16 protein-coding genes and 3 pseudogenes are annotated in these 26,485 nt (G+C 64.1%); 12 read left to right on the top strand and 7 right to left on the bottom strand.

All coding sequences use genetic code 11. From position 1 onward, the window contains the following. Nucleotides 1-180: 180 nt before the first annotated feature. The 3 genes and pseudogenes from ACTGJ9_RS31740 to ACTGJ9_RS31750 all read left to right on the top strand — a co-directional run bounded on the left by ACTGJ9_RS31740 (nucleotide 181) and on the right by ACTGJ9_RS31750 (nucleotide 3,145). Nucleotides 181-1,611 (top strand): TolC family outer membrane protein, encoded by a 1,431-nt coding sequence (locus tag ACTGJ9_RS31740; RefSeq protein ID WP_456674256.1) that lies wholly within the window; start codon nucleotides 181-183, stop codon nucleotides 1,609-1,611. Nucleotides 1,612-1,635: 24 nt separating this feature from the next. Then, nucleotides 1,636-2,194, top strand: a pseudogene (locus tag ACTGJ9_RS31745) (P-loop NTPase family protein). A 39-nt stretch (nucleotides 2,195-2,233) separates the two neighbouring features. Continuing rightward, the gene (locus tag ACTGJ9_RS31750) at nucleotides 2,234-3,145 is read left to right on the top strand and encodes an amidohydrolase family protein (protein ID WP_456674257.1); all 912 of its coding nucleotides are present in this window, start codon (nucleotides 2,234-2,236) and stop codon (nucleotides 3,143-3,145) included. A 144-nt stretch (nucleotides 3,146-3,289) separates the two neighbouring features. Here the strand turns inward: ACTGJ9_RS31750 and ACTGJ9_RS31755 are convergent, their stop codons facing one another. The 3 genes and pseudogenes from ACTGJ9_RS31755 to ACTGJ9_RS31765 form a co-directional block, all read right to left on the bottom strand. Beyond that, complete coding sequence (locus ACTGJ9_RS31755; protein ID WP_456674258.1) at nucleotides 3,290-6,406, bottom strand: efflux RND transporter permease subunit; 3,117 nt, start codon at nucleotides 6,404-6,406, stop codon at nucleotides 3,290-3,292. 33 nt (nucleotides 6,407-6,439) lie between these two features. Next, nucleotides 6,440-7,684 (bottom strand): efflux RND transporter periplasmic adaptor subunit, encoded by a 1,245-nt coding sequence (locus ACTGJ9_RS31760; protein ID WP_456674259.1) that lies wholly within the window; start codon nucleotides 7,682-7,684, stop codon nucleotides 6,440-6,442. Between the two features lie 145 nt (nucleotides 7,685-7,829). Continuing rightward, nucleotides 7,830-9,229: pseudogene (locus ACTGJ9_RS31765) on the bottom strand (CoA transferase). Between the two features lie 51 nt (nucleotides 9,230-9,280). On the opposite strand from ACTGJ9_RS31765, the gene ACTGJ9_RS31770 reads away from it, so the two are divergent. Both ACTGJ9_RS31770 and ACTGJ9_RS31775 read left to right on the top strand, forming a co-directional pair. Further along, nucleotides 9,281-9,568 carry a hypothetical protein gene (locus tag ACTGJ9_RS31770; RefSeq protein WP_045006505.1) on the top strand — a complete coding sequence of 96 codons (288 nt, stop codon included), beginning with the start codon at nucleotides 9,281-9,283 and terminating at the stop codon, nucleotides 9,566-9,568. A 181-nt stretch (nucleotides 9,569-9,749) separates the two neighbouring features. Further along, a complete protein-coding gene (locus ACTGJ9_RS31775; RefSeq protein WP_456674260.1) occupies nucleotides 9,750-10,520 on the top strand; it encodes an SDR family NAD(P)-dependent oxidoreductase in 771 nt (256 codons plus the stop codon). Nucleotides 10,521-10,640: 120 nt separating this feature from the next. Here the strand turns inward: ACTGJ9_RS31775 and ACTGJ9_RS31780 are convergent. From ACTGJ9_RS31780 to ACTGJ9_RS31790, 3 genes and pseudogenes are all read right to left on the bottom strand, one after another. Continuing rightward, nucleotides 10,641-14,020 (bottom strand): annotated as a pseudogene (locus ACTGJ9_RS31780) (error-prone DNA polymerase). Further along, on the bottom strand, nucleotides 14,017-15,606 hold the full coding sequence (locus ACTGJ9_RS31785; RefSeq protein WP_456674261.1) for a Y-family DNA polymerase: 1,590 nt from the start codon (nucleotides 15,604-15,606) through the stop codon (nucleotides 14,017-14,019). The pseudogene ACTGJ9_RS31780 and the gene ACTGJ9_RS31785 overlap by 4 nt, the downstream one beginning before the upstream one ends. Continuing rightward, nucleotides 15,506-16,276, bottom strand: coding sequence for an ImuA family protein (locus ACTGJ9_RS31790; RefSeq protein ID WP_456674262.1), 771 nt, complete (start codon nucleotides 16,274-16,276; stop codon nucleotides 15,506-15,508). The genes ACTGJ9_RS31785 and ACTGJ9_RS31790 overlap by 101 nt, the downstream gene beginning before the upstream one ends. Before the next feature lie 285 nt (nucleotides 16,277-16,561). On the opposite strand from ACTGJ9_RS31790, the gene ACTGJ9_RS31795 reads away from it, so the two are divergent. From ACTGJ9_RS31795 to ACTGJ9_RS31805, 3 genes are all read left to right on the top strand, one after another. Beyond that, nucleotides 16,562-17,797 (top strand): putative DNA modification/repair radical SAM protein, encoded by a 1,236-nt coding sequence (locus ACTGJ9_RS31795; RefSeq protein WP_456674263.1) that lies wholly within the window; start codon nucleotides 16,562-16,564, stop codon nucleotides 17,795-17,797. Then, nucleotides 17,797-19,239: a UdgX family uracil-DNA binding protein gene (locus tag ACTGJ9_RS31800; RefSeq protein ID WP_456674264.1), complete on the top strand. Its 1,443-nt coding sequence runs from the start codon at nucleotides 17,797-17,799 to the stop codon at nucleotides 19,237-19,239. The genes ACTGJ9_RS31795 and ACTGJ9_RS31800 overlap by 1 nt, the downstream gene beginning before the upstream one ends. 104 nt (nucleotides 19,240-19,343) lie before the next feature. After that, complete coding sequence (locus tag ACTGJ9_RS31805; RefSeq protein ID WP_456674265.1) at nucleotides 19,344-20,966, top strand: inorganic phosphate transporter; 1,623 nt, start codon at nucleotides 19,344-19,346, stop codon at nucleotides 20,964-20,966. A 74-nt stretch (nucleotides 20,967-21,040) separates the two neighbouring features. Here the strand turns inward: ACTGJ9_RS31805 and ACTGJ9_RS31810 are convergent, their stop codons facing one another. Next, on the bottom strand, nucleotides 21,041-22,213 hold the full coding sequence (locus ACTGJ9_RS31810) for a M20 aminoacylase family protein (protein WP_456674266.1): 1,173 nt from the start codon (nucleotides 22,211-22,213) through the stop codon (nucleotides 21,041-21,043). A gap of 173 nt (nucleotides 22,214-22,386) precedes the next feature. Between ACTGJ9_RS31810 and ACTGJ9_RS31815 the strand changes: the two genes are divergently transcribed. The 4 genes from ACTGJ9_RS31815 (at nucleotide 22,387) to ACTGJ9_RS31830 (ending at nucleotide 26,381) form a co-directional block, all read left to right on the top strand. Continuing rightward, the gene (locus tag ACTGJ9_RS31815; RefSeq protein ID WP_456674267.1) at nucleotides 22,387-24,006 is read left to right on the top strand and encodes a GMC family oxidoreductase; all 1,620 of its coding nucleotides are present in this window, start codon (nucleotides 22,387-22,389) and stop codon (nucleotides 24,004-24,006) included. Between the two features lie 12 nt (nucleotides 24,007-24,018). After that, nucleotides 24,019-24,903, top strand: a complete 885-nt coding sequence (locus ACTGJ9_RS31820; RefSeq protein ID WP_456674268.1) for an alpha/beta fold hydrolase — start codon at nucleotides 24,019-24,021, stop codon at nucleotides 24,901-24,903. A gap of 179 nt (nucleotides 24,904-25,082) precedes the next feature. Further along, nucleotides 25,083-26,027, top strand: coding sequence for a metallophosphoesterase family protein (locus tag ACTGJ9_RS31825; RefSeq protein ID WP_456674269.1), 945 nt, complete (start codon nucleotides 25,083-25,085; stop codon nucleotides 26,025-26,027). A gap of 24 nt (nucleotides 26,028-26,051) precedes the next feature. Then, a complete protein-coding gene (locus ACTGJ9_RS31830) occupies nucleotides 26,052-26,381 on the top strand; it encodes a cupredoxin domain-containing protein (RefSeq protein ID WP_456674270.1) in 330 nt (109 codons plus the stop codon). Nucleotides 26,382-26,485: the final 104 nt, after the last annotated feature.

Raw genomic sequence — 26,485 nt, forward strand, 5'->3', positions numbered from 1 at the left:
TGGAAGGCGCCACAGGTCCCTATAGCGCATTCGAGGCGGAATCGCTGTGTGACGCACCTGCAACAAGCACGGATTTCATGGGGGTTTCCTCCGCGGCAGTTTGCCTGCGGGACCGGCGCTGGGTAAACAGTTAAGAGAGCCGCCGTCGGCGGGGGCGGACAGCGGGATTTGCGGGATTACATGATTGGGCGTACCGCCAGAGCTGGTCGCGTGTTGACGCGGCGTCGATCGGGCGTGGGTCCTGTCCTGGCGGCATGGACCACACTGGCGCTCTGTTGCGTGCTACCCGCTGCGGCCTCCGCGGAGGCCCTGCCGGAGGCGCTGGTCAAGGCCTACCAGACCAATCCGCAACTCAACGCCGAACGTGCAAGGCAGCGCGCCACCGACGAAAACGTGCCGCAGGCGCTCGCGGGCTACCGGCCGCAGATCGTGGCAAGCCTCAGCGCCGGCCTGCAATCTGTGCGCAATCTTCTGCCCGACAACACCATCCAGACCGCCAATCTGAAGCCGTGGATCATTGGCGTCACTGTGACGCAGACCCTCTTCAATGGCTTCCGCACCGCCAACAACGTGCGCGCCGCCGAGCTCCAGGTGCAGTCCGGCCGCGAGGCGCTGCGCAATGTCGGCCAGGGCGTGCTGCTCGACGCCGTCACCGCCTACACCAACGTGCTGGCGAACCAGTCGCTGGTCGAGGCGCAACGCTCCAACGTCGCCTTCCTGCGCGAGACGCTCTCCATCACCCAGCGCCGCCTCAATGCCGGCGACGTCACCCCGACCGACAGCGCCCAGGCCGAGGCGCGCCTCAACCGCGGCCTTGCCGATCTCAATGCCGCCGAGGTCGCACTCGCGGTGAGCCAGGCAACCTATTCCCAGGTGATCGGCAATGCGCCTTCGGCGCTTCGCCCCGCCGAGGTGGTCGATCGCTATCTGCCGAAGAGCCGCGAAGATCTGATCGCGATGTCGATCCGCGAGCATCCGGCGGTGATGGCCGCAAGCTTCGACGTCGATGTCGCCTCGACCAATATCCGCGTCGCCGAAGGCGCGCTGCTGCCAAGCGCCAGCGTCCAGGGCAGCGCCAGCAAAAGCCGCAACAACGACCCGACGCTCGGAACTTTGGCCGAGGACCAAGCCTCGATCGTCGCCAATGTCACCGTGCCGATCTATGACGGCGGCCAAGCCGCCGCGCAGACTAGGCAGGCCAAGGAAGTCACCGCGCAGAGCCGGCTGGTACTCGACCAGGTGCGTAACCAGGCGCGCACGGCTGCGGTCAGCGCCTGGGTCGCCAATGAAGGCGCCAAGATCGCGGTCTCGGCCTCGGAATCCGAGGTGAAAGCCGCAACCGTTGCACTCCAGGGCGTGCAGCGCGAGGCCGCCGGCGGACAGCGCACCACGGTCGATGTGCTGAACTCGCAGGCCGATCTGATCCAGGCCAAGGCCCGCCTGATCGGCGCGCAGCGCGACCGCGTCATCGCCTCCTACACCCTGCTCAGCGCCGTCGGCCATCTCGACGTCAAGACGTTGAGCCTGAACACACCCGACTATCTGCCCGAGGTGCACTATCATCAGGTCCGCGACGCCTGGCACGGGCTGCGCACGCCGTCGGGGCAGTAACTTCGAATCGTTCGGCCGACACCGATGAAGAGCCGCCGCATCCATCTGATGGGAGCTTCGGGCTCCGGCGTGACGACGCTCGGCCGCGCGCTTGCGGGCCGGTTGGCGCTGCCGCATCACGACAGCGACGATTATTTCTGGCTGCCGACGGCGCCGCCCTACCAGACGACGCGCCCTGCCGCCGAGCGGCTGCGCCTGATGCGCGAGATGTTCCTGCCGCGTCTCGATTGGGTGCTGAGCGGAACCATCACCGGCTGGGGCGATGAGCTCGTCCCGCTGTTCGATCTCGTTGTCTTCGTGACCACGTCGCGCGAGCTTCGTATGCAGCGCCTGCGTGCCCGCGAGGCTGCGCATTTTCGGTGCTGATGCCGTCGCGCAGGGCGGCTGGCGTTACGAGGAAACGGAGTCGTTCGTCGATTGGGCCTCGCACTACGAAGCCGGCGATCGCGACGGCCGCAGTCTCGCAAAGGATGAGGCCTGGCTCGCTTGTCTGCCCTGCCCGCTCGCCCGCGTCGACGGTGCGCGGCCAGTTGCGGAGCTCGTCGAGCAGCTATGCGCCGAAGTGGCTCGACTGCCCGGCTGATATGATATCGTTCGGCGCCTTCCCGTCGCCGGAGCAGTCATGACCGAGAAAATCTACGCGCGCGCAGCGCAACCCGCGACACCGATCAACTTCGACGCGCCGGCGCATGGCTGCGACTGTCACACCCATATCCATGGCGATGTCGAAACATTTCCGTTCTTCACGGGGCGTGTCTATACGCCTGGACCGGCGAGCCCGGAGGAAATGGCGGCGCTGCACAAGGCGCTGCATATCGAGCGCGTCGTGATCGTCACGCCGAGCGTCTACGGCACCGACAATTCCTCCAGCCTGTTCGGAATCAAGGCGCGCGGCGCGACCGCACGCGGAGTGGCGGTGATCGACGACAAGACCACGGAAGCTCAGCTCGACACGATGCAAGCCGACGGCTTTCGCGGCATCCGCATCAATCTTGCAACCGACGGGGTCAACAATCCCGATGTCGGCCGCGCCCGCTTCACCGCCGCCGTCGAGCGCATGAAAGCGCGCGGCTGGCATGTGCAGCTCTACACCACGCTGGCCATGATCTCGGCGATCAGGGATCTCGTGCTGGCCTCACCGGTGCCAGCGGTGTTCGACCACTTTGGCGGCCTTGAGGCTTCGCTCGGACTGGAGCAGCCCGGATTTGCGGACCTCGTCGCACTCGTCAAATCGGGCAAGGCCTATGTGAAGATTTCAGGCGCCTATCGCTCGTCGAAGCTCGCGCCCGACTATCAGGACATGGTGCCCTATGCGCGCGCACTGATCGCCGCAAACCCGGACCGCATCGTCTGGGGCACCGACTGGCCACACCCGGATTCGGCCCAAGTCGAGGGCCGCAAGACCACCGACCCCGCACCGTTCCACCAGATCGACGACGGCCGCCTGCTCAACCAGCTTCCGCTGTGGGCGCCGGATGCCGACGTGCGCAAGAAGATCCTGGTCGACAATCCGGCGCGACTTTACGGCTTCTGAGTCGCGAGCGCACGACACATCGCAGCGCTGCATGCGTGGTCCGAATACTGCCCTGAGCAGCCGCTTTGCCAGCCTGATGCTGCTCGGGCTCGGGACCTCGATACTGCTCCGGATCGCGCAGCGCGCTTTGGGTTAGCTCGCGCCTCAGCGCGCGCGGCGCGAGAAGAAGGAGATCAGCACCGGCAGCGTCACCAGGATCACGATCGGCGCCAGCATCATGCCGGTGACGACGACGACCGCGAGCGGCTTCTGCACCTGCGAGCCGATGCCCGCCGACAGCGCGGCTGGCAGCAGGCCGACGCCGGCGACCACGCAGGTCATCAACACGGGCCGGAGCTGCAATTCGCCGGTGCGGATCACCGCGCTGACACGGTCCATGCCTTCGTCGATCAGCTGGTTGAACTGCGACAGGATGATGATGCCGTCCATCACCGCGATGCCGAACAGGGCGATGAAGCCGATCGCCGCCGAGACGCTGAAGGCGGTGCCGGTGATCAGCAGGCCGAGCACGCCGCCGAAGATCGCCATCGGGATCACGCTCATGGCGAGCAGGGTGTCGGTCATCGAGCCGAAATTGAACCAGAGCAGGATGGCGATCAGCGCCAGCGAGATCGGAACCACGATCGAGAGCCGCCGGATCGCGTCCTGGAGATTGCCGAACTCGCCGACCCATTCCATGTGCGAGCCGGGCGGCAGCTGCACCTGGTCGGCGATCTTCTGCTGCGCCTCGCGGATGGCACTGCCGAGATCGCGCTCGCGGACCGAGAACTTGATCGGCAGATAACGTTCCTGCTGCTCGCGATAGATGTAGGCGGCGCCGGAGACGAGGCTGATGTTGGCGACCTCGCTCAGGGGAATCTGCGTGACCGAGCCGTTCGGCCCGGGCGCGCCGATCCGTATGTTCTGGATCGCTTCGGCGCTGCGGCGGTACTCCGGCGCAAGGCGAACGATGATCGGGAAGTGGCGGTCGGAACCCGGCTCGTAGATATCGCCCGCGGTGTCGCCGCCGATTGCGACCTTGATGGTGGCGTTGATGTCGCCGGGAGCGAGCCCGTAGCGCGCGGCCTTGGCACGGTCGATGTCGATCTGCACGGTCGGCTGCCCGAGCGAGGTGAATACCGCGAGGTCGGTGATGCCCTGCACGGTGGCCAGCACCGACTTGATCTTGTTGGCGGTGTCGGTCAGCGCCTGGAGATCGCTGCCGAACAGCTTGATCGAGTTCTCGCCCTTCACGCCGGAAACGGCTTCCGAGACGTTGTCCTGGAGATATTGCGAGAAGTTGAACTCGACGCCGGGGAAGCGATCGTCGAGCTGCTTGAGCAATTCCGCGGTCAGCTCCTCCTTGTCATGCGTGCCGGGCCACTGATCTACAGGCTTCAGCGGCGCGAAGAACTCGGCATTGAAGAAACCGGCGGCGTCAGTGCCGTCGTCGGGACGGCCGTGCTGCGAGACCACGGATTCGACCTCGGGCCGGGCGCGGATCAGCTTGCGCATCTCATTGACGTAGGAGTTGCCTTCCTGCAGCGAGATGGTCGGCGGCAGCGTGGCGCGGATCCAGAGATTGCCCTCTTCGAGCTTGGGCAGGAATTCGAGGCCCAACAGCCGGCCGAGCGCCACGGTCATCAGCACGAGCCCAACCGCAGCGCCGAGCATGATGTTGCGATTGGCGACGGCCCAGTTCAGCACAGGCATGTAAATCCGGTGCAGGATCTGCATCACCCTGGTCTCGGTCTCCTCGACATGCGCGGGCAGGATGATCGCGGACAGCGCAGGCGTGACGGTGAAGGTCGCCAGCAGGCCGCCGGCGAGCGCGTAGGCATAGGTGCGCGCCATCGGCCCGAAAATGTTACCCTCGACACCGGAGAGCGTGAACAGCGGCAGGAAGGCCGCGATGATGATCGCCGCGGCAAAGAAGATCGAGCGCGAGACGTCGGCCGCGGCGCTGAGGATGGCGTGGCTCTTCATGCCGAACAGCGTGTCGGGCGACATCTGATCGGATTCCGTCGGCGGAGTGGTCTGTGTCAGGCGGCGGAAGATCGCCTCCACCATGATGACGGTGGCATCCACGATCAGGCCGAAATCGATGGCGCCGACCGACAGCAGGTTGGCCGATTCCCCGCGCAGCACCAGGATGATCACTGCGAAGAACAACGCGAACGGAATCGTGGCGCCGACGATCAGCGCACTTCGCAGATCGCCGAGAAACATCCACTGCAACAGCACGATCAGGAGGATGCCGACCACCATGTTGTGCAGCACAGTATGAGTGGTGAGCTCGATCAGGTCGCCGCGGTCATAGATGCGCTCGATACGGACGCCGGGCGGCAAGATGCTGGACTCGTTGATGGTTTGAACGAGCTGGTGGACCCGCTTGATGGTTGGCGAGCTCTGCTCGCCGCGGCGCATCAGGACGATGCCCTGCACGATGTCGTCGGAATCGTCGATACCGGCGATGCCGAGTCGCGGCTTCTGGCCGACGGTGACGGTGGCGACGTCCTTCACCAGCACCGGATTGCCGTTGGTCTGGGCGATCATGGTGTTGGCGAGGTCGTCGATGGAGCGGATCAGGCCGACGCCGCGGACCACGGCCGATTGCTGTCCAATATTGACGGTGTTGCCGCCGACATTGACGTTGGAATTGCTGACCGCCTGGAGCAGCTGCGGCAGCGTCAGGCCGTTGGCGACGAGCTTGTTGTTGTCGACCTGGAGCTCATAGGTCTTGCTCTTGCCACCCCACCCGGTGACGTCGATCACACCGGGCACGGCGCGGAAGCGGCGCTGGAGGATCCAGTCCTGGATGGTCTTGAGGTCGAGCACGCTGTAGTTCGGCGGTCCGACCAGCCGATAGCGGAAGATTTCGCCGATCGGGCTCAGCGGCGAGATCTGCGGCTGTACGTTGCCCGGCAACGGTGCGAGCTGCGCCAGACGGTTCAGGACCTGCTGCAATGCCTCGTCATAGGTGTAGGCGAAGGAGAACTGCAGCTTGATGTCGGAGAGGCCGTAGAGCGAGATGGTGCGGATGGTCGTGAGGTTCTTCAGGCCGGCGACCTGGGTCTCGATCGGGATCGTGATGTAGCGCTCGATCTCTTCCGCCGAGAGGCCCGGGCTCTGCGTGACGATGTCGACCATCGGCGGGGTCGGATCGGGATAGGCCTCGATGTTGAGCTGATTGAACGCAATCAGGCCGCCGATGAGCACGGCGACGAACATGCCGACCATCAGGAAGCGCCGATTGACGGCTAGGGCGACGAGACGGTCCATTCAGGTTTTTCGCAGTTTCTTGGGGCTCGTCGATCAGCTACCGGACGCCGCGCGGTCGATGAACAGGCTGCCTTTGACGACGATCTTTTCGCCGGGCTTCAGGTTGCTGGTGACCTCGACGAGGTTGCCGTTGATGAGGCCGGTCTTGATCTGACGGAGTTCGACCGACTTGTCCTCGCGCGCGACCCAGATGCGGACCTGGTCGCCTTCGTAGATCAGCGCCTGCTTCGGCACCGCAGGCGCCGCGCGGTCGCCGGCCGAATAGATCGTGACGTTGGCGAACATTTCCGGCTTGAGCAGGCCATCCTTGTTGTCGATGGTGGCGCGAACCAGCAGGCGGCGGGTGTTGGGATCGATCGCGGCGGCGACGTAGTTGATCTTGGCGGTCAGCGGACGCCCCGGCAGCGCCATCACGTTGACGCTGATGTCCTGCCCGACGCAGACTTGGGCAGCGTCGCTCTCGCGCACGAAGGCGGTGAGCCAGACCGTCGAGAGATCCCCGATCACGAACACCGGATCGCTGGCGCCGGAATTGACATATTGCCCGGGACCGATCTTGCGCTGCACGACCGTGCCGGAAATCGGCGCATAGATCGTGATTTCCGGATTGATGGTGCTCTTGCTCTGGAACGCCTTGATCGTCTCGTCGGTGAAACCGAGTATCCGCAGCTTGTTGTTCGCGGCCTCCAGCGCCGTCACCGCCGAACGCATATCGTTCTGCGCCTGGACCTGGGTCGCTTCCGCCTGTTGATAGTCCTTGAGCGGAATGGCGCGGCCTTCGTAGAGATCCTTGGCGCGTCGGTACTGGATCTCGGCAAGCTCGAGTGCCGACTTCGCCTTGTTCTGCGACGTCATCGCCGCGATGAAGTCGTTCTGGGCCTGCACGGTGTCGGCGGCCTCGATTGTGAACAGCGGTTGGCCTTGGGTCACGCTCTCACCGGGCTTGGCGAGCAGTTTGGTCACGCGGCCCGCATAGGGCGAGAACACCGGCGTCGAACGGTCTTCGTCGACCGCGACTTTGCCTTCGGTGATATACTCGGCGCGGAAGCTTTTGGCATTGACCGGCTCGATCGTCAGCGTCGCCCACTCCGACGGTGTCGGCGTGAAATTCTGCGCATTCCGGCGCGATTGGCTGGAGACTTCGGAATGGCTCTTGTCCTTGCCGCCCGTATGGAAAAAGCCGTAGGCCGCGGCCCCGGCAAGCGCCAGTAAAACTACGGATGAGATCACCCGTCGTTTTGTAAGCACCTGCAATCGCTTGGTATTTTCAACTACCATGGGGCCCGGTCAAGTCTGCGACGATCTCGGCAAACGACTGCCTCATCGGTCGCGCTAATAGTGCCGAATTGAGATTTCAAACAACCTAAAAAACGCTGTGCGTCCTTCGGTTTGCGTTAAAATTTTGCGACACGTCAGCTTCACGTCAGTTTCGCGCCGGCCATTGCGGCGGATGGCTGCCGAGCGGCATGGCCGGACGGCTCCATTGCGCCGGCGTCCGCGACAGCACCGCCGAATGGCGCACCGCCGTCAACGTGCCGAAGCCAGATGACACTGTCTCCATGAACGCTGCATGTACAGCCTCACCCGTAAGATCCGGGGTGTTGAGACCACCTTCGAGACGGCCGAGATTCCAAAGCCAGCGTCCGGTCTGCGCCAGCGACACGCGCACGTGCCAGCTGCCGCCTTCACGGGCCTGGCGCGCCCTCGCCATCATCGCGCCGAACGCCATCAGATAGCCGGTGGCGTGGTCGAGCATCTGTGCCGGCAATTCCTTGGGACCGTCGATGCCGGCGGCCTTGCCTTCCGCGTCGTTGAAGCCGGTCGTGGTCTGCACCAGCGAATCGAAGCCGCGCCGCTCGGCCCATGGGCCGGCATGGCCGTAAGCCGATAGCGTGACGTAGACGATGCCGGGATTGATCTCCGCAGCCTGCTCCGGCGAGAAGCCGAGCGCAGAGAGCGCGTGCGGACGATAGCCTTGCGAGACAATGTCGGCGTCCTTCAGCAGCGCGCGTATCTGCGCCCTGCCCTCCTCGCTCTTCAGCTCAATGAAGGTGGTGAGCTTGCCGCGGCCGGTGTCGATGGTGAGCCAGGGAATAGCGGGCAGCTCCGGTCCCGAGACCAGCAAGACATCGGCGCCGTGCGCGGCGAGCGTGCGGCCGGCGACGGGACCGGCGATGACGCGGGAGAGATCGAGCACGCGAAGACCGGAGAGCGGGCGATCGCCTTCAGGCCACGATTTGGGAGGAGCGTCGCCGATTTTCTCGATCGAGATCAGCGGCAATTGCGCGAGTGCGCGCGCCTGCGGCAGCGCCGACCATTCGTCGTAGGAGCGCATCAACGCAACGACGCCGCCTGCAGCGTAAGCCGCAGTTTCAAAGTCCTCGGCCTTCCACTGCATCAGCGCGGCCTGCACCTTCTCGCGCTCGGGCACACAGCCAAGCACCTTGCAGACGGCGTCGCGGTGATGCCTAAAATTGGTATGGCAGCGGACGAAGCGATTGTCGCCGGTCTTGTAGACGCCGGCGATGGCGTCCAAGCCGGTGGCGGCAGCTTGTCGTCGAGGCGCAGATAACGCTCGGAACGGCATTCGACGACGGCGTGACGCATATTGACGGCGAGATCCTGCGCCTCGCCGCTGCGCAGCCGCCAGATTTCAGCAGCGGCGAGGCCGGCAGCGGCAATCGTCGTTTGTCCGGCAACTGCGACGCGAAACGAGGATGGGATCTGCGGCTCTTCGCCGGTCAGCCGTACACGCGCGAGCGCAGCCTTATCGCCGCCGGCGGACGCCCAGATCTCGCTGAGAATGTCGGCAGGGCTTTGCATGACCGTTTCTCTCCTTAGCTTTGCGAGCTTCCATTAGCACAAAGGAACGCAATGGCCGCCATCGATCCCCTCACCGCCGGTGCCGTGTTCATCGCAACGGCGGCCACGGACGCAGTCTATGTGATGTTCACCTCGGCCGTGATCGCGCGCAAGCGCGTCCCGGCGGCGAACTGGAGCGCGGTCTGGTACCTGCTCTCGTCCTACGCCGTGATCAGCTATACCGAGAACGCTTTCTATGTCGCTTTCGCGGCGATCGGCTCCTGGGCCGGCGCCTATGTCTCGCTGACCTACCTGCACCGCCCGCCCGGCGGACCGCCGGTGGGGGCGGCGCCGGAGTGAGGGCAGCCCGTCTCTCTCCACGTCGTCATTGCGAGTGCAGCGAAACAATCCAGAATCATTCCGCGGCGACAGACTGGATTGCTTCGTCCGCAAGAGCTCCTCGCAATGACGACGTGGAGACTTCTGCGGATCTCCTGAAACAGCTACACTCCCTGCGATCAACAAGAAGGAAAACCAAACAATGGATCTCGGTCTCAAAGGAAAAAACGCCATCGTGCTCGGCGGCACGCGCGGTATCGGGCGGGCGATTGCGGCGACGCTGGCCGGTGAAGGCAGCAATGTCGCGGTCTGCGCGCGCAATGCGGAGCAGGTCGCGGCCACCGTTGCTGAGCTGAAGGCGAGCGGCATCCGCGCCGCCGGCGGCACGGTCGACGTCACCGACGGCGCGGCGCTGAAGGCGTGGGTCGAGGGCGCGGCAAAGGAGCTCGGCGGCATCGACCTCCTGTTCGCCAATGCCGGCGCCATGGCGCAAGGTCACGATCCCGCATCGTGGGAACAGAATTTCCGGCTCGACGTGCTCGGCGCCGTGCATGCGTTCGACGCCGCGCGGCCATTCCTCGAGACGAGCGGCGCTTCGAGCGGCGATGCCGCCTTCGTCATCATCTCCTCGATCTCGGCAGCGCAGGCCGATCTCGCCAGCTCCTACGGCCCGATCAAGGCGGCGCTGATCCACATGGCCAAGGGATTGGCGCGGCAATACGCAAAGAAGAAGATCCGCGTCAACGTGGTCTCGCCCGGCACCGTCTATTTCAAGGGCGGCGTCTGGAACATGATCGAGCAGAACATGCCCGAGCGTTACAATGAGGCCATGAAGCGCAATCCGACGGGACGCATGGCCGCACCGCAGGAGATCGCAAACGCCGCAGTCTTTCTGGCAAGCCCGGCATCGTCGTTCACCACAGGCTCGAATCTCGTTGTAGACGGCGCGATCTCGAACCGGGTGAACTTTTAGGAGATTCTCTATCCTCGTCATTGCGAGGGTAGCGAAGCAATCCAGGAATCTTGCCGCGAGGACAGCCTGGATTGCTTCGCTACGCTCGCAATGACGGGTGTGGCGGCACCGCGCCACTCCTCAATGGAAATCCCGCGACGGCGGCAGGATGCGGACGTTGCGGGGGTGGCGGATTTTTTGCGCCGGCATGTCCGCGTGGTCGCGGCGGTCGTCATTGAGCGGCTCGATCACGGTCGCGCCTGGGGGCGCCGGAGGCTTGCGGCTCAGGGCATCGTTGGCGAGGCCGACCAGATCGTGCGAGCGGTCGATCATGCGCTGCGCGATCAGGTGCGTCACCTTCTCGGGGCTGCTCTGGATATAGCCCTCGACCAGGACGAGGCGCGCGCCCATCACCTCTTTCCGGTACTGCTCCATGATCTTGGGCCATACCACGACATTGGCGATGCCGGTTTCGTCCTCCAGCGTCATGAACACGACGCCACTGGCGCTGCCGGGCCGCTGCCGCACCAGCACCACGCCGGCGCAGCGGACGCGACGCCGGTCGTTCTCATGGCTGATCTCCTTGCAGGCGACGATCCGCTCGCGCGAAAACGTCTCGCGCAAGAATTCCATCGGATGGCCCTTGAGTGACAGCCGGATGGTCTGGTAGTCGGCGACGACCTGTTCGGGACGCGGCATCACCGGCAACGGCTTGGCCTGCTCGTCCGGCTGCTCGCGCGCGGTGGCCGCTTCGAACAGCGGCAGCGCCACGTCGTCGGGCAACCGCCGCACCTGCCATAGCGCCTCGCGGCGGTCGAGCCCGAGCGAGCGGAATGCATCAGCATCCGCCAGCAGGATCAGCGCGCGCTTGGGCAGGCCGGTGTCGCGGGCAAAGTCTTCGAGCGAGGTGAACCGCTGGCGGTCGCGAGCCTTGATGATGCGGTCGGCCCAGTCTTCCTGAGCGACATAGACCTTGCCTTGCCGCTTCGCCTGCTCCGATTTTAGGAACTCCTCATCGGGATCGAGCCAGCGAAAGCCGTCGATCTGGCGGAAGCCCAGACGAACGGCACAATGATCCCCATCCCGCTCTTCTAACGTGCTCTGAGCGAAGCTATGGGAAACATCGACCGGACGAACCTCGACTCCATTCTTGATCGCGTCGCCGACGATCTGCGCCGGCGCATAAAAGCCCATCGGCTGCGAGTTCAGAAGTCCGCAGCAGAACGCATCAGGGTGATGGTATTTCAGCCATGACGAGATATAGACGAGTTGCGCGAAGCTCGCGGCATGGCTCTCCGGAAAACCGTAGGAGCCGAAGCCCTTGATCTGATCAAAGCAATTTCTGGCGAATTGAGGATCGTAGCCCCGGCGGATCATGTTGCCGATCATTTTTTCTTCGAAGTTACCGATGGTCCCAACGTTGCGGAACGTTGCCATGGCACGTCGCAATCCGTTGGCCTCTTCCGAAGTAAACTCTGCAGCTACAATCGCGATCCGCATCGCTTGCTCCTGGAACAGGGGCACGCCGAGTGTCTTGTGCAGGACCTCACGAAGTTCATTTTTGTTGCCCCCTTTGGATAAGGATACTCAATATCCTCCGGGTTCATTTTTCGTCGGCGCAGATACGGATGCACCATGTCGCCCTGGATCGGACCCGGACGCACGATCGCGACCTCGATGACGAGATCGTAGAACGTTCGAGGCTTCAGCCGTGGCAGCATGTTCATCTGCGCGCGGCTCTCAACCTGGAACACGCCGAGCGACTCTCCCCGCTGCAGCATTTGATAGACTTCGTCGTCATCCTCTCCTTTGATATCCGCAAGCTTGTAACGCTGCCCCTTGTGATCGGCTATAAGATCAAAACACTTGCGGATACACGTCAGCATGCCCAGCGCGAGCACGTCGACCTTCATCATGTTGAGCGCGTCGACGTCGTCCTTGTCCCATTCGATGAAAGTGCGGTCGTCCATCGCGGCGTTGCCGATCGGCACATAGGTGTCGAGCCGGTCTTGCGTGAGTACATAGCCGCCGACATGCTGGGAGAGATGACGCGGGAATTCGATCAGCTCGGTCGCAAGTTCGACCGCGAGGTTGACCATGGAATTTTGCGGATCGAGCCCGGCCTGCCTGACCTGCATATCGTTGAGGCCCTTGCCCCAGCTGCCCCAGACGGTGTCGGCGAGCGCGGCCGTGACGTCCTCGGTCAGCCCCAGCGCCTTGCCGACGTCGCGGATGGCGCTGCGTGGACGATAATGGATGACGGTGGCGATAATCGCGGCGCGGTGGCGGCCGTAGCGGCGATAGACATATTGCATCACCTCCTCGCGCCGCGAATGCTCGAAATCGACGTCAATATCCGGCGGCTCCAGCCGCTCCTTGGAGATGAAGCGCTCGAACAGCAGATCGATCTTGGTCGGATCGACCGAGGTGATGCCGAGCACGTAGCACACCGCCGAATTCGCCGCCGAGCCCCGCCCCTGGCACAGGATGTTCTGGCTGCGCGCGTAGTGCACGATGTCATGCACGGTGAGGAAGTAATGCGCGTATTTCAGCTCGGCGATCAACGCGAGCTCCTTCTTCAGGGTCGCGCGCAGCTTTGCGTCGATGTTGTCGATCCCGCCAAAGTATTTATCGACGCCCGCCCAGGTCAGATCCTCCAGATGTCCCTGCGCGGTCTTGCCCGGCGGCACCGGCTCGTCCGGATATTGATATTTGAGCTGGTCGAGCGAGAAGTCGATCTTGTCGGCAAAGCGCATGGTCTCCGCGATCGCCTCGGGGAAATCGCGAAACAGCCGCGCCATCTCGCGCGGCGTCTTCAAAAAGCGCTCGGCGTTGGCTTCCAGCTTGCGTCCGACCGCCTCGATCGTGGTCTTTTCCCGGATGCAGGTCAGCACGTCCTGAAGCGGCCGGCGGCCGGGATCGTGATAGAGCACCTCGTTGGTCGCGAGCAGCGGCACCCTTGCTTTGGCTGCGAGATCGTCGAGCCGCGCCAGACGACGACGGTCATCGCCGCGATAGACCAGGCTCGCGGCCAGCCACACGCCTTCGGCGCGGCTGGCTTGGAGCTTTGAAATCACATCCAGCGCTTTCGCATCATCAAACCGATGCGGCAGCGTCAAGATCAGGAGCTGACCTTCAGAAAATTCCAGAAGATCGACGAAGCTGAGACGGCATTCGCCCTTCTCGATCCGCGTGATGTCGTCGCCGCGCTTGCCTCGGGTGAGGAGCTGGCACAGCCGGCCATAGGCGGCGCGGTCGCGCGGATAGACAAGGATGTCGGGCGTGCCGTCGATGAAGACGATGCGCGCGCCGATCAGGAGCTTTGGCTTGTGCAGCACCGTGTCATTGTCGAGCTCCTTGTAAGCACGTACCACGCCGGCCAGCGTGTTGTGATCGGCAATGCCGATCACGGGAATGCCGAGCTTGCTGGCCTGATGCACATAGGCGCGCGGATCCGAGCCGCCGCGCAGGAAGGAGAAGTTTGTGGTGATGCCGATCTCGGCATAAGCTGATGTCTTCATGCGAAGAGACCGTGCACATACCAGCCGGGAGAAGCGGGCTTGCCGTCGGCATCGAACACCTCCCCCTCGTAAAGACCATCGCGAAAGATCCAGAAGCGCAGACCCTCGGCATCCTCGATGCGGAAATAATCCCGCGTCAGCTGCTTGCCGTCCTGCCGCCACCATTCCATGGCGATGCGCTCGGGTCCTTCCACCCGCACGACCGCATGTTTTGCGCGCCGCCAGGTGAATTGATGCGGCGGGCCATCAGGCACGGTCGCGAACGGCACTGTGACCGGCTCCGGCTTGTCGAACAGCCGCAGGGGACGCAGCGGCGGCTCGCTCTCGACGCGCGCCGGCCATTCGGCCTGCATGGCGGCGGCGAGATGATGCTGCGCGGGCGCGGCCAGCACCGCCTGCTCGGGGATATGGGTATCCTCAGGCAGATGCACGACGACGCGTTTTCCGCCGATACGCGCGGCGATGCGGTCGATCAGCGCGGCGAGCTCGTCATTGTCATGGACATGAGCGTCGAGATCGCGCTGCGCCTGCACTACGATCTCGGTGCGGCTCGCCGACAGCCGCACCATGTCGAAGCCGAAGCCGGGATCGAGGGGATCGGCAAGCGCATCGAGCCGCTCGCGGAACAGCCGGTCGATGACAGCACTTCGCGTCACGGGACGTCCGGTCTCGACCGTGATCGCGCGCACCACACCGTCGGTGCGGAAGAATACAGCCTCCAGGCGTCGCGCGCCCTTGCCCTGCTTCTCCATGGAGGCGATCAATGTGTCGGCCAGCCGCGACAGTGTCATCGCGATCATGGCGTCGGTCGCGATCGGCTCGGCAAAGCGTTTTTCCACGATGTAGTCGGGCAGCGGTTTTCGCGGGCTGATCGGCGCATCGCCCTGCCCCAACGCATGCGCGAGCAGCGTGGAGAACCGCGCGCCGAACCGCGCCGTGATTTCGCTCGGGGTGCGCGAGGCGACATCGCCGATCGTCTTCAGCCCGGCCCGGCGCAAGCCGGTGGTGATGGTCTCGTCCGCACCGAGCGCGGACACCGGAAACCGGTCGATCGCCGCCGCCTCCGCGCCATCGGCAACAATAACGCCAGGCGTCTGCCGCGTCAGCGTGCGCGCGCAGACCGAGGTGCTGGCGATCGCGGCGCCGACGGCAAAGCCCTGGCGCGCCAGCGCACGAACCAGCGTCTGCAACAATGCAGCCTCGCCACCGAACAGATGCGCGCAGCCGGTGATGTCGAGGAACAGCCCGTGCGGCGGATCGAGCGCCACCAGCGGCGTGAAGCGGTCGCACCAGTCGGCGATGTCGCTCAGCGTCTTCGCATCGGCCACGACATCGGCGTCGAACACTTTCAGGTCCGGACACATCGCGCGGGCATTCGCCAGCGGCTGGCCGATGTGCAGACCGAGCCGCTCGGCGGCCTCGTCCAGCGCATGGATCACCAGCGCATTGTTGTCCTTGATGACGACGATGCTGGGCTCAGGATTATTACCCAGCCCGCTGCTGAAGAAACGCTGAATCCGGTCGATGGGCAGGCGCGGCAGCCACAGGCTGAGAATACGCCGACGGTTCACTGAACTGGCACTCATCACACTTCCATTCCATGATCCACCGGCCACACGGGCCATGACGATTGCGCAACAGCTCGACATCGAAGCGCGGCGCGCCCCAGACACTCCATACTGATCCCGGCGGCGAATGCGCCGCGCGCAGCATCCATCGCGTTTCCGCAGTCGAGGGCAGCGGCTGTGCCGCCATTCGCAGCAAGAGGCCGGTGACGCCGGAGGATTGCGCGGCCAGCGTCAGCTTGCGGCTTGCGACGAGATCGAACTGCCTGGTCTCGCCCCAGAGTTCGAGCACGACGGCGCCGAGCGCATCGCAGGCGAGCGCATCGGCAGAGGTGCGCAGCGCGCTCTCCACGTCAGCCGCGCGCACCATCACCACGCGGCGCGGATCGAGGCCGAGCTCGGCGAGCCCGCTCATCGACAGCGCGCCGGTTTCAAGTTCCGAGAAATCCTGCCGCACCCATAGCAGCGGCCGGCGCACCGTGACGCGGCCCGCAAGCCCGATGACAAAGCCCGTCGCGGCCGCGCCCTGACGCCCCTCGCAAAACACCTCGTGGATCGCCGCGCGTGCGAGCCCGCCCTTCAGCGCGCGGTCGACCTCGCCGTGGCCGAGCGCGACGCGATCGTGATGATGCACGACCTCCGCCGTCTCGATCCGTTCGATCTGGCTGCGCAAGGTCGCAAGCGCGCTCATGCGTGCGGTGGCGCATGATCCGCCAAAGTGTGAGCGGTTTGGCGACGAGATCATGCGCCCTCTTAAAAAGTGGAGCGCGATCGGACGCAAAACCGGCGACCACTTTTGCTGATCGCGCTCCGCATGCTCGCCGCTCCTCAAAGATTGATGCCGTGGCGTTCAAAAGAAGAACCAGCGGCTGGCTCATTTGTTCATGTTATGTTCTAATATAAAGCTAACGGCACACGAAGAGTCAATCGAATTGCAATCGATCAGATTCATGAGCTGAATCAAAGGGATTCCGGAATGGACGTACAACGCAAGCTGGAGATCCTGGCGGATGCAGCCAAGTACGACGCCTCCTGTGCTTCCAGCGGCACCGAGAAGCGGGATTCCAGCGACGGCAAGGGCATGGGCTCGACCGCGCCGGGCATGGGCATCTGTCATTCCTACGCGCCGGATGGCCGCTGCATCTCGCTGCTCAAGGTGCTGCTCACCAACGCCTGCAATTACGACTGTCTCTATTGCGTCAACCGCGCCTCCTCCAACGTGCCGCGCGCCCGCTTCACCATCGACGAGGTGGTCAAGCTGACGCTGGATTTCTACCGGCGCAATTACATCGAAGGACTGTTTCTCTCCTCCGGCATCATCCGCAGCCCCGACTACACGATGGAGCAGGTGGTCCGCGTCGCCCGAAAGCTGCGCGAAGAGCATCACTTCCGCGGCTACATCCATCTCAAGACCATTCCGGAGGCCGATGACGCGCTGATCGCGGAGGCCGGCAAATATGCCGATCGTCTCTCCATCAATATCGAGATGCCTGAGGAGACCAGCCTGCAGCAATTCGCGCCCGAGAAGGACGTGCGTGCGATCCGCCGCACCATGGGCCAGCTGCGGCTGAAACTGGACGAAGCCGAGGACAACCGCAGCACCAAGTCGAAGGCCAAGCCGCAGCGCTTTGCACCGGCAGGACAAAGCACGCAGATGATCGTCGGCGCAGATGGCGCGAACGATCACACCATCCTCCACACCAGCGCCAATCTCTACGGCTCCTACCGGCTGCGGCGCGTCTATTACTCCGCCTTCAGCCCGATCCCCGATGCCAGTCGCGCGTTGCCTCTGGTACAGCCGCCCTTGCTGCGCGAGCACCGGCTCTACCAGGCCGACTGGCTGATTCGCTTCTACGGTTTTGACGTCGGCGAGATCGTCGATGATAGCGCGATGCTGTCGCTCGACATCGATCCCAAGCTCGCCTGGGCGCTGCGCCATCGCGACCGTTTTCCACTCGACATCAACCGCGCCAGCCGCGAGGAGCTGTTGCGCGTGCCGGGCTTCGGCACCAAAGCGGTCGAGCGCATCATCGCCACGCGGCGCACCACCACGATCCGTCTCTCCGATCTCGCGCGGCTGCACGTGGCCCGCAACAAGGTGCTGCCGTTCATCGTGCTCAGCGATTACCGCCCCACGCCGGACCGCCTCGACGAGGCGCGGCTGATCGAACGGTTCAAGCCGAAAGCAACGCAATTGGGGTTTGGTTTCTGATGCAATACATCACCCTCGACACCGAAACCGATTTCGAAAACTGGCGCAAAGCCGCCCGCACGCTCGTGCTTCATCGTGTGAAGCCCACCGATGTCACCTGGGCCGTGCAAGGCGGCGAAGCCGAGTTGTTCGCACCGTCCGCGCCGTCTCCGATCCTCGAGGTGAACGACGGCACATTCAATGTGTCGGCAAAATTCGTCGACCTCGCCCAGGCCGCCATCCTGCATCGCGATCCCCAGCGCTTTGCGATCCTCTATCGCCTGCTCTGGCGGTTGCGGGACAATCACGATCTCATCGAGGTCGCGACCGATCCCGACATCGCGTTAGCTACGGCGATGGCAAGAGCGGTCCATCGCGACGAGCACAAGATGCACGCTTTCGTGCGCTTCCGCGAGATCGGCCGTGAGCGTGCCGCGCATTACGTCGCCTGGTTCGAGCCGGAGCATCACATCGTCGAGCTCGCCGCGCCGTTTTTCGCCAAACGCTTTGCCGATATGCCGTGGTCGATCCTGACGCCCGATCTCTGCTCCCATTGGGACGGCCACGCGCTGTCGTTCACGCCGGGCGTGAGCAAGAGCGAGGCGCCAAGCGAAGACCGGCTGGAAGAAACCTGGCGGCGCTACTACGCCAGCATTTTCAATCCGGCACGGTTGAAGGTGAAGGCGATGCAGACCGAGATGCCGAAGAAATACTGGAGGAACCTGCCCGAGGCCTCGATCATTAAGCCTCTGATCGAGGACGCCGAACGCATGACCCGCGCCATGATCGCAAATGCCGCAACCGATCCGCACAAGCCCCAGAAGCGGCCGGAGGCTCCGATGACACGTAAACCCGCCGCCAACAATCTCGACGCGCTGCGAGAAGAGGCCGCGCATTGCCGCGCCTGCCCGCTCTACAAGGACGCGACGCAGACCGTGTTCGGAGAAGGACCGAAGAACGCCACCATCATGCTGGTCGGCGAGCAGCCCGGCGACAAGGAAGACCTCGCCGGCCATCCCTTCGTCGGGCCGGCCGGACAGATGCTCGACCGTGCGCTGGCGGAAGCCGGCGTCGATCGCAAGAAAGTCTATGTCACCAATGCCGTGAAGCACTTCAAATTCGTGCCGCGTGGAAAGATCCGCCTGCACCAGAAGCCGGCGACGCCGGAGATCAAGGCGTGCCGGCAATGGTATGAGCGGGAAGTTTCGGCAATCCAGCCCGATCTCATCGTGGCAATGGGCGCCACCGCCGCGCAAAGCGTGTTCGGCAAGATCACGCCGATCGGCAAGAACCGCGGCCGGCTCATAGACCTCGCCGACGGACGCAAGGCTCTGGTCACGGTGCATCCGTCCTATCTGCTGCGGCTACCCGATCCGAAAGCGAAGGTGCTGGAATATCAGCGCTTTGTCGAAGACCTCACGATCGCTGCCCGCCTGCAGAAGAAGTCCGCGCACGCCGCCTGAGACGGCGGCCACACACAGCCACCGAGCGTGGATAAGTTCCGCCATTTCAACTGCCTGTCACATGCCGCGCGCAAAATCGGGGCCTTGGGACAGGAGAATTTCCAATGAGTGACGTTGCTTTACCCGGCTCCATCGAGCCGGCCTTGCGTAAGGGGCCAGACCTTGAAGGCGGATTCCATCCGCTGACCGGCATCATTTATATGGGGGTCATCGCTGCGGCGCTGCTGTTCGTTGCCTACAGCATCTGGATCGACGTCGATGCGACCGGCACGCAGGTCAAGAGCATCGCTCCCTTCCTCATGCTCTTCGTCGCGCTTTTGATCGCGCTCGGTTTCGAGTTCGTGAACGGCTTCCACGACACCGCCAATGCGGTCGCGACCGTCATCTACACGCGCTCCCTGCCCGCCAACATCGCTGTGGTGTGGTCCGGCATGTTCAACCTGTTCGGTGTGCTACTGTCCTCGGGCGCAGTCGCGTTCGGCATCGTCTCGCTGCTGCCGGTCGAGCTGATCCTTCAGGTCGGCTCCAGCGCCGGCTTCGCGATGGTGTTCGCGCTGTTGATCTCCGCCATCATCTGGAACGTCGGCACCTGGTATTTCGGCCTGCCGGCCTCGAGCTCGCACACGCTGATCGGCTCGATCATGGGCGTCGGCATCATGAACGCAGTTCTGCATGGCCGCAGCGGCACCTCGGGTGTCGACTGGTCGCAGGCCACCAATATCGGCAAGGCGTTGCTGCTGTCGCCGCTGTTCGGCTTCGCGCTCGCCGCGATACTGCTGTACATCCTCCGCAGCGTGCTGCTGCGCGTCACGCCCGCTCTGTTCGGCGAGCCGAAGGGCGACCAGCCGCCGCCGTGGAGGATCCGTGGCATCCTGATCCTGACCTGTACGCTGGTGAGCTTCTTCCACGGCTCGAACGACGGCCAGAAAGGCATGGGCCTCATCATGCTGATCCTGATCGGCACCGTGCCCACGGCCTATGCGCTCAATCGCGCGCTGCCGGCGACCGAGATCGAACATTTCGTCACGAACTCGGAGGCGGCGAGCAAGATCATCGAGGGCAAGGCTGCAGGTTACAACGTGCTCGGCAATCCGCGGCCTGCGGTGACCAGCTACGTCGCCACGCGCGAAGTCAACGGCGGCACGTTCCCGTCGCTTGCCGTGCTCGTGCGCGATATCGCCAGGCAGGTGACGACCTACGGCTCGCTGGCGAAAGTGCCGGCGGACCTCGTCGGCAACACCCGCAACGACATGTACCTCGTCTCTGAAGCGCTGCGCTTCCTGATGAAGGACAAGGAAGCCGAGCTCAGCTCCGGCGACGTCGCCGTGCTCAACGCCTATAAGGGCTCGCTCGACAGCGCCACGAAGTTCATCCCCGGCTGGGTGAAGATCGCGGTCGCCATCGCGCTTGGGCTGGGCACCATGGTCGGCTGGAAGCGCATCGTCGTGACGGTCGGCGAGAAGATCGGCAAGACGCATCTGACCTACGCGCAAGGCGCGTGCGCCGAGATTACGGCGGCCGCCACCATCGCCGCCGCCGACATCTACGGCCTGCCGGTCTCGACCACGCACGTTCTGTCGTCAGGCATCGCCGGCACCATGGCCGCCAACGGCTCCGGCCTGCAATGGGCCACGATCCGCAACATCGCCATGGCCTGGGTGCTGACCCTGCCGGCCGCGATGATCATCTCCGGCTCGTTGTACTACTTCTTCTCTCACGTCTTCTGAGAGATCGCCGCTTACCAACGTCAAAGGGCCCGTGCAATGCACGGGCCCTTTTTCATTTCTTCCTGCGTCTTAGCTTACGACGCTGCCAACTGCTCCTCGACCAGCTTGACCCAGTACGACGTACCGAACACGATCGCCTCGTCGTTGAAATTGTAGGCGGGGTGATGCAGGCCGGCGCTGTCACCATTGCCGCAGAAGATGAACGCGCCGGGACGCGCTTCCAGCATATACGCAAAGTCCTCACCGCCCATCATCGGCGACATATCGAGCACGTTGGCATCGCCCGCGACCTGCTTGGCGATCCGCGACGCCACTTCGGTCTCCGCGGCATGGTTGTTCACCACGGGATAGTTGCGCTTGTAGTTCAGATTGATCTTCGCGCCGGTGATCTGCGCCACGCCCGCCACGACTTCACGCACGCGCTTCTCGACCAGCTTGCGCACCTCCGGCGTCAGCGTGCGGATGGTGCCCCGCAGAGTCGCGGTTTGCGGGATGACGTTGCGGGCGTTGCCGGCGTGGAATTCGCAGATCGAGATCACGGCCGATTCCAGCGGATCGACGCTGCGCGCGACGATCGACTGCAACGCGGCGATCAGCTGTGCACCGACCAGAACGGAATCGACGCATTTGTGCGGACGCGCGGCGTGGCCGCCGAGGCCCTCGATCATGAGGTCGACCTCGTCGGTTGCCGCCATGATCGGGCCGGGCCGGATCGCGAACGAGCCGACCGGAATGCCGGGGCCGTTGTGCATGCCGTAGACCTGCTCGATGCCGAAGCGCTCCATCATGCCGTCCCTGACCATGGCCGCGCCGCCGGCGCCGCCTTCCTCGGCCGGCTGGAAGATCACGACGGCATTGCCGGCGAAATTGCGGGTCTCGGCAAGGTAGCGCGCGGCGCCGAGCAGCATCGCGGTGTGGCCGTCATGGCCGCAGGCGTGCATCTTGCCCGGAATCTTGGAGGCGTAAGGCAGGTTGGTCTGCTCATCGACGGGCAGCGCGTCCATGTCGGCCCGCATACCGATCGCCTTGAGCCCCTCGCCGGCCGATTTGTTGCCCTTGATGACGCCCACCACGCCGGTCTGGCCGATGCCGGTCACGACCTCGTCGCAACCGAACTCGCGCAGGCGATCCGCAACGAATGCTGCGGTGCGGTGGACATCATACAGCAGCTCGGGGTGCTGGTGGATGTCCCGTCGCCAAGCCTGGATATCGGGTTGAAGGTCAGCGACGCGGTTCACGATGGGCATGGAGGGTCTCGAGCTCTGTTGAAAATGCAGGCCTGTCTACCATGCAAGCGCCAGTCCGCCCAACCGTTAGGGATCGGGGTCTAGCCCTGCCCGCCCGGCATCGCCGGACTTGTCCCCATCGTCTTCGTCTGCCTATTAGGACGGAACGTAGGGACCATACGGGTGGAAGCAGAATGCCAAGGCGGCTCGAAGGTGAGTTTGACTACATTGTCGTGGGCGCCGGCACGGCCGGCTGCATTGTTGCCAACAGGCTATCGGCCCAACCTAAGAACCGCGTTCTCATTCTCGAGGCCGGCGGCGACGACAACTGGATCTGGTTCCACATTCCGGTCGGCTATCTCTTCGCGATCGGCAATCCGCGCTCGGACTGGATGTTCAAGACCGAGGCAGAACCAGGCCTGAACGGCCGCGCACTCGCCTATCCCCGGGGCAAGGTGATCGGCGGCTCCTCGGCAATCAACGCCATGATCTCAATGCGCGGACAGGCCGCCGATTACGATCACTGGCGCCAGCTCGGCATGACCGGCTGGGGCTATGACGACGTGCTGCCGCTGTTCAGGCGGCTGGAGGATCATTTCCTGGGCGAAAGCGAGCATCACGGCACCGGCGGCGGCTGGCGGATCGAGGCGCCGCGGCTGTCCTGGGACGTTCTCGACGCCGTCGGTGATGCCGCCGAGGAAATGGGCATCAAGCGCATCCCGGATTTCAACACCGGCGACAACGAAGGCACGAGCTATTTCCACGTCAACCAGAAGCGCGGCCGGCGCTGGTCGTCGGCGCGCGGCTTCCTCAAGCCGGCGCTGAACCGGCCGAACCTGCGGCTCGAGAAACATGTGCTGGTCGACCATTTGATCATCGAGCAGGGCCGCGCCGTCGGCGTGCGCTTCATCCAGAACGGCGAGATCATCGAGGCGCGCGCAAAGCGCGAGGTGATTCTCTCGGCAGGCTCGATCGGCTCGGTGCAGGTGCTGCATCGCTCCGGTATCGGGCCCGCAGACTGGTTGTCGCCGCTCGGCATCGACATCGTGATGGACAAGCCCGGCGTGGGGCGCAATCTGCAGGATCATCTCCAGCAGCGTGCGATCTACAAGGTCGAGGGCGTGCGGACACTGAACGAGACCTACTACAATCTGCTCCGCCGCGGTCTGATGGGCCTCGACTATGCCTTCCGCCGCCGCGGTCCGCTGACCATGGCGCCGTCGCAACTCGGCATCTTCACGCGTTCCGATGCGACACGCGCGCGCGCCAACATCCAGTTCCACGTGCAGCCGCTGTCGCTCGACAAGTTCGGCGATCCCCTGCATCGCTTCCCGGCGATCACGGTGAGCGCCTGCAATCTCCAGCCGACCTCGCGCGGCACCGTGCGCCTGCGCTCGGCGACGCCGGACGAGAAGCCGATCATTGCGCCGAATTATCTGTCGACCGACGACGACCGCCAGGTCGCCGCCGACGCCATCCGCACCACACGCCGCCTGATGCAGCAGAAGGCGCTGGCAAAATATCGCCCGAGCGAATACCTGCCCGGTCCCAGCGTCGGCGACGACGATGCTTCGCTCGCAAAGGCCGCCGGCGATATCGGCACCACCATCTTCCATCCCGTCGGCACGGCGAAAATGGGCGCGGTGAGCGATCCCATGGCCGTGGTCGACGAGCGCCTGCGGTTCTATGGCCTCAGCGGTCTTCGCGTCGTCGACGCCTCGATCATGCCGACGATCACCTCGGGCAACACCAACACGCCGACTGCGATGATCGCCGAGAAGGGCGCTGCGATGATTCTGGAGGATGCGAAGTAGCATCCAATCACCATGATCAGTCAGCGCTTTTCCATCGGTCCCACCGGCTCGGAGATCGCCATGTTGCAATGGGGCGAGAGCGGCAATCCGCCTGCCCTGCTCGTGCACGGCACCGGCTTCGTCGCCGACGTCTGGGACGAGGTCGCGCGCGATCTTGCATCGACCCACACCGTCTACGGGCTCGATCGCCGCGGCCATGGCGCAAGCCATAAGCCCCGCACCTATCATTTTGCGGACTATGCCGACGATATCTGCCGGGTGATCGACGTGCTGGGCTTGCGCGACGTCTACGGCATCGGTCACAGCGCGGGCGCAACCGACCTGTTACTGGCAGCAAGGATGAGGCCGGGATGTTTCACACGCCTGTTCGTGATGGAGCCGACCGTGATGAACCCGCATGCGGCACGCGATCCATCCGTGGGGCTGAGCGAACAATCGCTGTCCCGTGTGCAGGGCGCGCTGCGCCGGCAGGCGGAGTTCGACAGTCACGATGCCGTCTTCAGGCGCTACCGTGCCGCGCCTGCCTTTGCGGATTGGACCGAAGCGTCGCTCTGGGCCTATGTGCGGCACGGTTTTGCGCCGCTCGACAACGGCAGGGTGCGGCTTTGCTGCACGCCCGAGATCGAGTCGGCGATGCTGCGTCCGATCTACGAGGCGATGGAGCAGGTTTACGTCGGCGACGCGCGCGGCAATCCGTTCGCCTGGTTTGGCGAAATCGCGTGCCCCGTGACGGTGACGACTGCCGAAACGTCGGGGCCGATCTATAAAGAGATGGCCTCACGCGCCATGGCGCTCATCCCGCACGCCCGTGCCCTCGCCTTCAGAGGCGCCGGCCATTGCGTGGCGCAGGAAGCGCCCGCCCTCGTGCTGCGGGCCGTCCGGGAATTTTCGGCGTAGATCCCCGTTCATGTCTGTTGTCCCGGACGCAGCGCCACAAGTTGCGCGCTGCCGGGCTGCGGGCTCAAACGGCGAGCGTGACCCCACCTCACGAAAACGTCATCAGCCCCCGCGAATAAACCCAATCCTCCCCCGATCACCTCCCAGACGGCCCAATCCCGGGCCAAAGGAGACGAGCGATGAGCGGACACGATCACGGCGAAGACGGCGTCAGCCGCCGCAAGGTGCTGGAATGCATGACATGGGCCGGCACCGGTGTGCTCTGGACCATTACGGGCGGCGTGCCGCGCTCGCTCGGCATCATCGATTCAGCTGAAGCCGCAACCGCCGCCGCGCCCGGCATGACTTTCCTCCAGATCAGCGACAGCCATGTCGGCTTCGACAAGCCGGCCAACCCCAATGCGCTGGGCACGCTGGAGGAAGCCGTCAACAAGATCAATGCGATGCCGGTCAAGCCGTCATTCATGATCCACACCGGCGACATCACCCATCTGTCGAAAGCCTCCGAGTTCGACAACGCCGATCGCATCATCTCGCAGTCCAAGCTGGACGTGCACTACGTGCCCGGCGAGCACGACTTCCTCGACGAAGAGGTGAAGTTCTATCGCGAGCGCTACGGCCGCGGCACCAAAGGTGCGGGCTGGTACTCGTTCGACGCCGGCGGCGTGCACTTCGTCGGCCTCGTCAACGTCGTCGACCTCAAGGGCGGCGGCCTCGGCAATCTCGGCGCCGAGCAACTCGCCTGGCTCGAGGATGATCTTCGCGGCAAGTCGAAATCCACGCCCGTCGTTTTGTTCGCGCATATTCCGCTCTGGACCGTCTATCCGGAATGGGGCTGGGGCACCGAGGACGGCGGCCGCGCACTCGAATACGTCAAGGGGTTCGGTTCGGTCACCGTGCTGAACGGGCACATCCACCAGGTGATGCAGAAGGTCGAGGGCAACGTCACCTTCCACACGGCGCGTTCGACCGCCTTCCCGCAACCGGCGCCAGGTACTGCCGCATCGCCCGGACCGATGAAGGTCGAGGACGCCAAGCTCCGTTCGATGCTCGGCGTCGCCAGCATCAACTTCAAGCAGAACGAGCAGCGGCTCGCGATCATCGACACGCCGCTGCAGGGTTGATTCAGGGCTGAACGGAAGCTGACAATGAAGACACTCAATCGCCGCGACTTCGGGATCGCTCTGGCCGCGGCCATCCTGCTACCCGCCGCAACCGCACGTGCCGACGACACCAACATGGAGGTGCATATCGACAATTTCGTCTTCCAGCCGCCGGAGCTCAAGATCAAGGTCGGCACGACCGTGACCTGGACCAACCGGGACGACATCCCCCACACCGTGGTGTCGGCCGGCAAGTTCAGGTCCAAGACCCTGGACACCGACGACAAGTTCACGTTCACCTTCACCGATGCGGGCGACTACAAGTATTTTTGTTCGTTGCACCCGCACATGACCGGGATGATCAAGGTTGAGTAACGTCTCCAATCAAGGCATCTCTGTCTTGCCCGGCCGGTGGTCCCACGCCGGCCGGGCTCGCTTGGCGTCGGTCAGGCCCAAGGGCGACGCCAAGAACGAAACGA

This window comes from Bradyrhizobium sp. RDM12 (assembly GCF_051917485.1).
Lineage (GTDB): Bacteria > Pseudomonadota > Alphaproteobacteria > Rhizobiales > Xanthobacteraceae > Bradyrhizobium.

Coding starts and splice junctions, on each gene's coding strand:
- ACTGJ9_RS31830 (WP_456674270.1), top strand. CDS start 26,052: ATGAAGACACTCAATCGCCGCGACTTCGGGATCGCTCTGGCCGCGGCC.
- ACTGJ9_RS31815 (WP_456674267.1), top strand. CDS start 22,387: ATGCCAAGGCGGCTCGAAGGTGAGTTTGACTACATTGTCGTGGGCGCC.
- ACTGJ9_RS31805 (WP_456674265.1), top strand. CDS start 19,344: ATGAGTGACGTTGCTTTACCCGGCTCCATCGAGCCGGCCTTGCGTAAG.
- ACTGJ9_RS31760 (WP_456674259.1), bottom strand. CDS start 7,684: ATGGTAGTTGAAAATACCAAGCGATTGCAGGTGCTTACAAAACGACGG.
- ACTGJ9_RS31755 (WP_456674258.1), bottom strand. CDS start 6,406: ATGGACCGTCTCGTCGCCCTAGCCGTCAATCGGCGCTTCCTGATGGTC.
- ACTGJ9_RS31750 (WP_456674257.1), top strand. CDS start 2,234: ATGACCGAGAAAATCTACGCGCGCGCAGCGCAACCCGCGACACCGATC.
- ACTGJ9_RS31795 (WP_456674263.1), top strand. CDS start 16,562: ATGGACGTACAACGCAAGCTGGAGATCCTGGCGGATGCAGCCAAGTAC.
- ACTGJ9_RS31770 (WP_045006505.1), top strand. CDS start 9,281: ATGGCCGCCATCGATCCCCTCACCGCCGGTGCCGTGTTCATCGCAACG.
- ACTGJ9_RS31790 (WP_456674262.1), bottom strand. CDS start 16,276: ATGAGCGCGCTTGCGACCTTGCGCAGCCAGATCGAACGGATCGAGACG.
- ACTGJ9_RS31800 (WP_456674264.1), top strand. CDS start 17,797: ATGCAATACATCACCCTCGACACCGAAACCGATTTCGAAAACTGGCGC.
- ACTGJ9_RS31775 (WP_456674260.1), top strand. CDS start 9,750: ATGGATCTCGGTCTCAAAGGAAAAAACGCCATCGTGCTCGGCGGCACG.
- ACTGJ9_RS31740 (WP_456674256.1), top strand. CDS start 181: ATGATTGGGCGTACCGCCAGAGCTGGTCGCGTGTTGACGCGGCGTCGA.
- ACTGJ9_RS31785 (WP_456674261.1), bottom strand. CDS start 15,606: ATGAGTGCCAGTTCAGTGAACCGTCGGCGTATTCTCAGCCTGTGGCTG.
- ACTGJ9_RS31810 (WP_456674266.1), bottom strand. CDS start 22,213: ATGCCCATCGTGAACCGCGTCGCTGACCTTCAACCCGATATCCAGGCT.
- ACTGJ9_RS31825 (WP_456674269.1), top strand. CDS start 25,083: ATGAGCGGACACGATCACGGCGAAGACGGCGTCAGCCGCCGCAAGGTG.
- ACTGJ9_RS31820 (WP_456674268.1), top strand. CDS start 24,019: ATGATCAGTCAGCGCTTTTCCATCGGTCCCACCGGCTCGGAGATCGCC.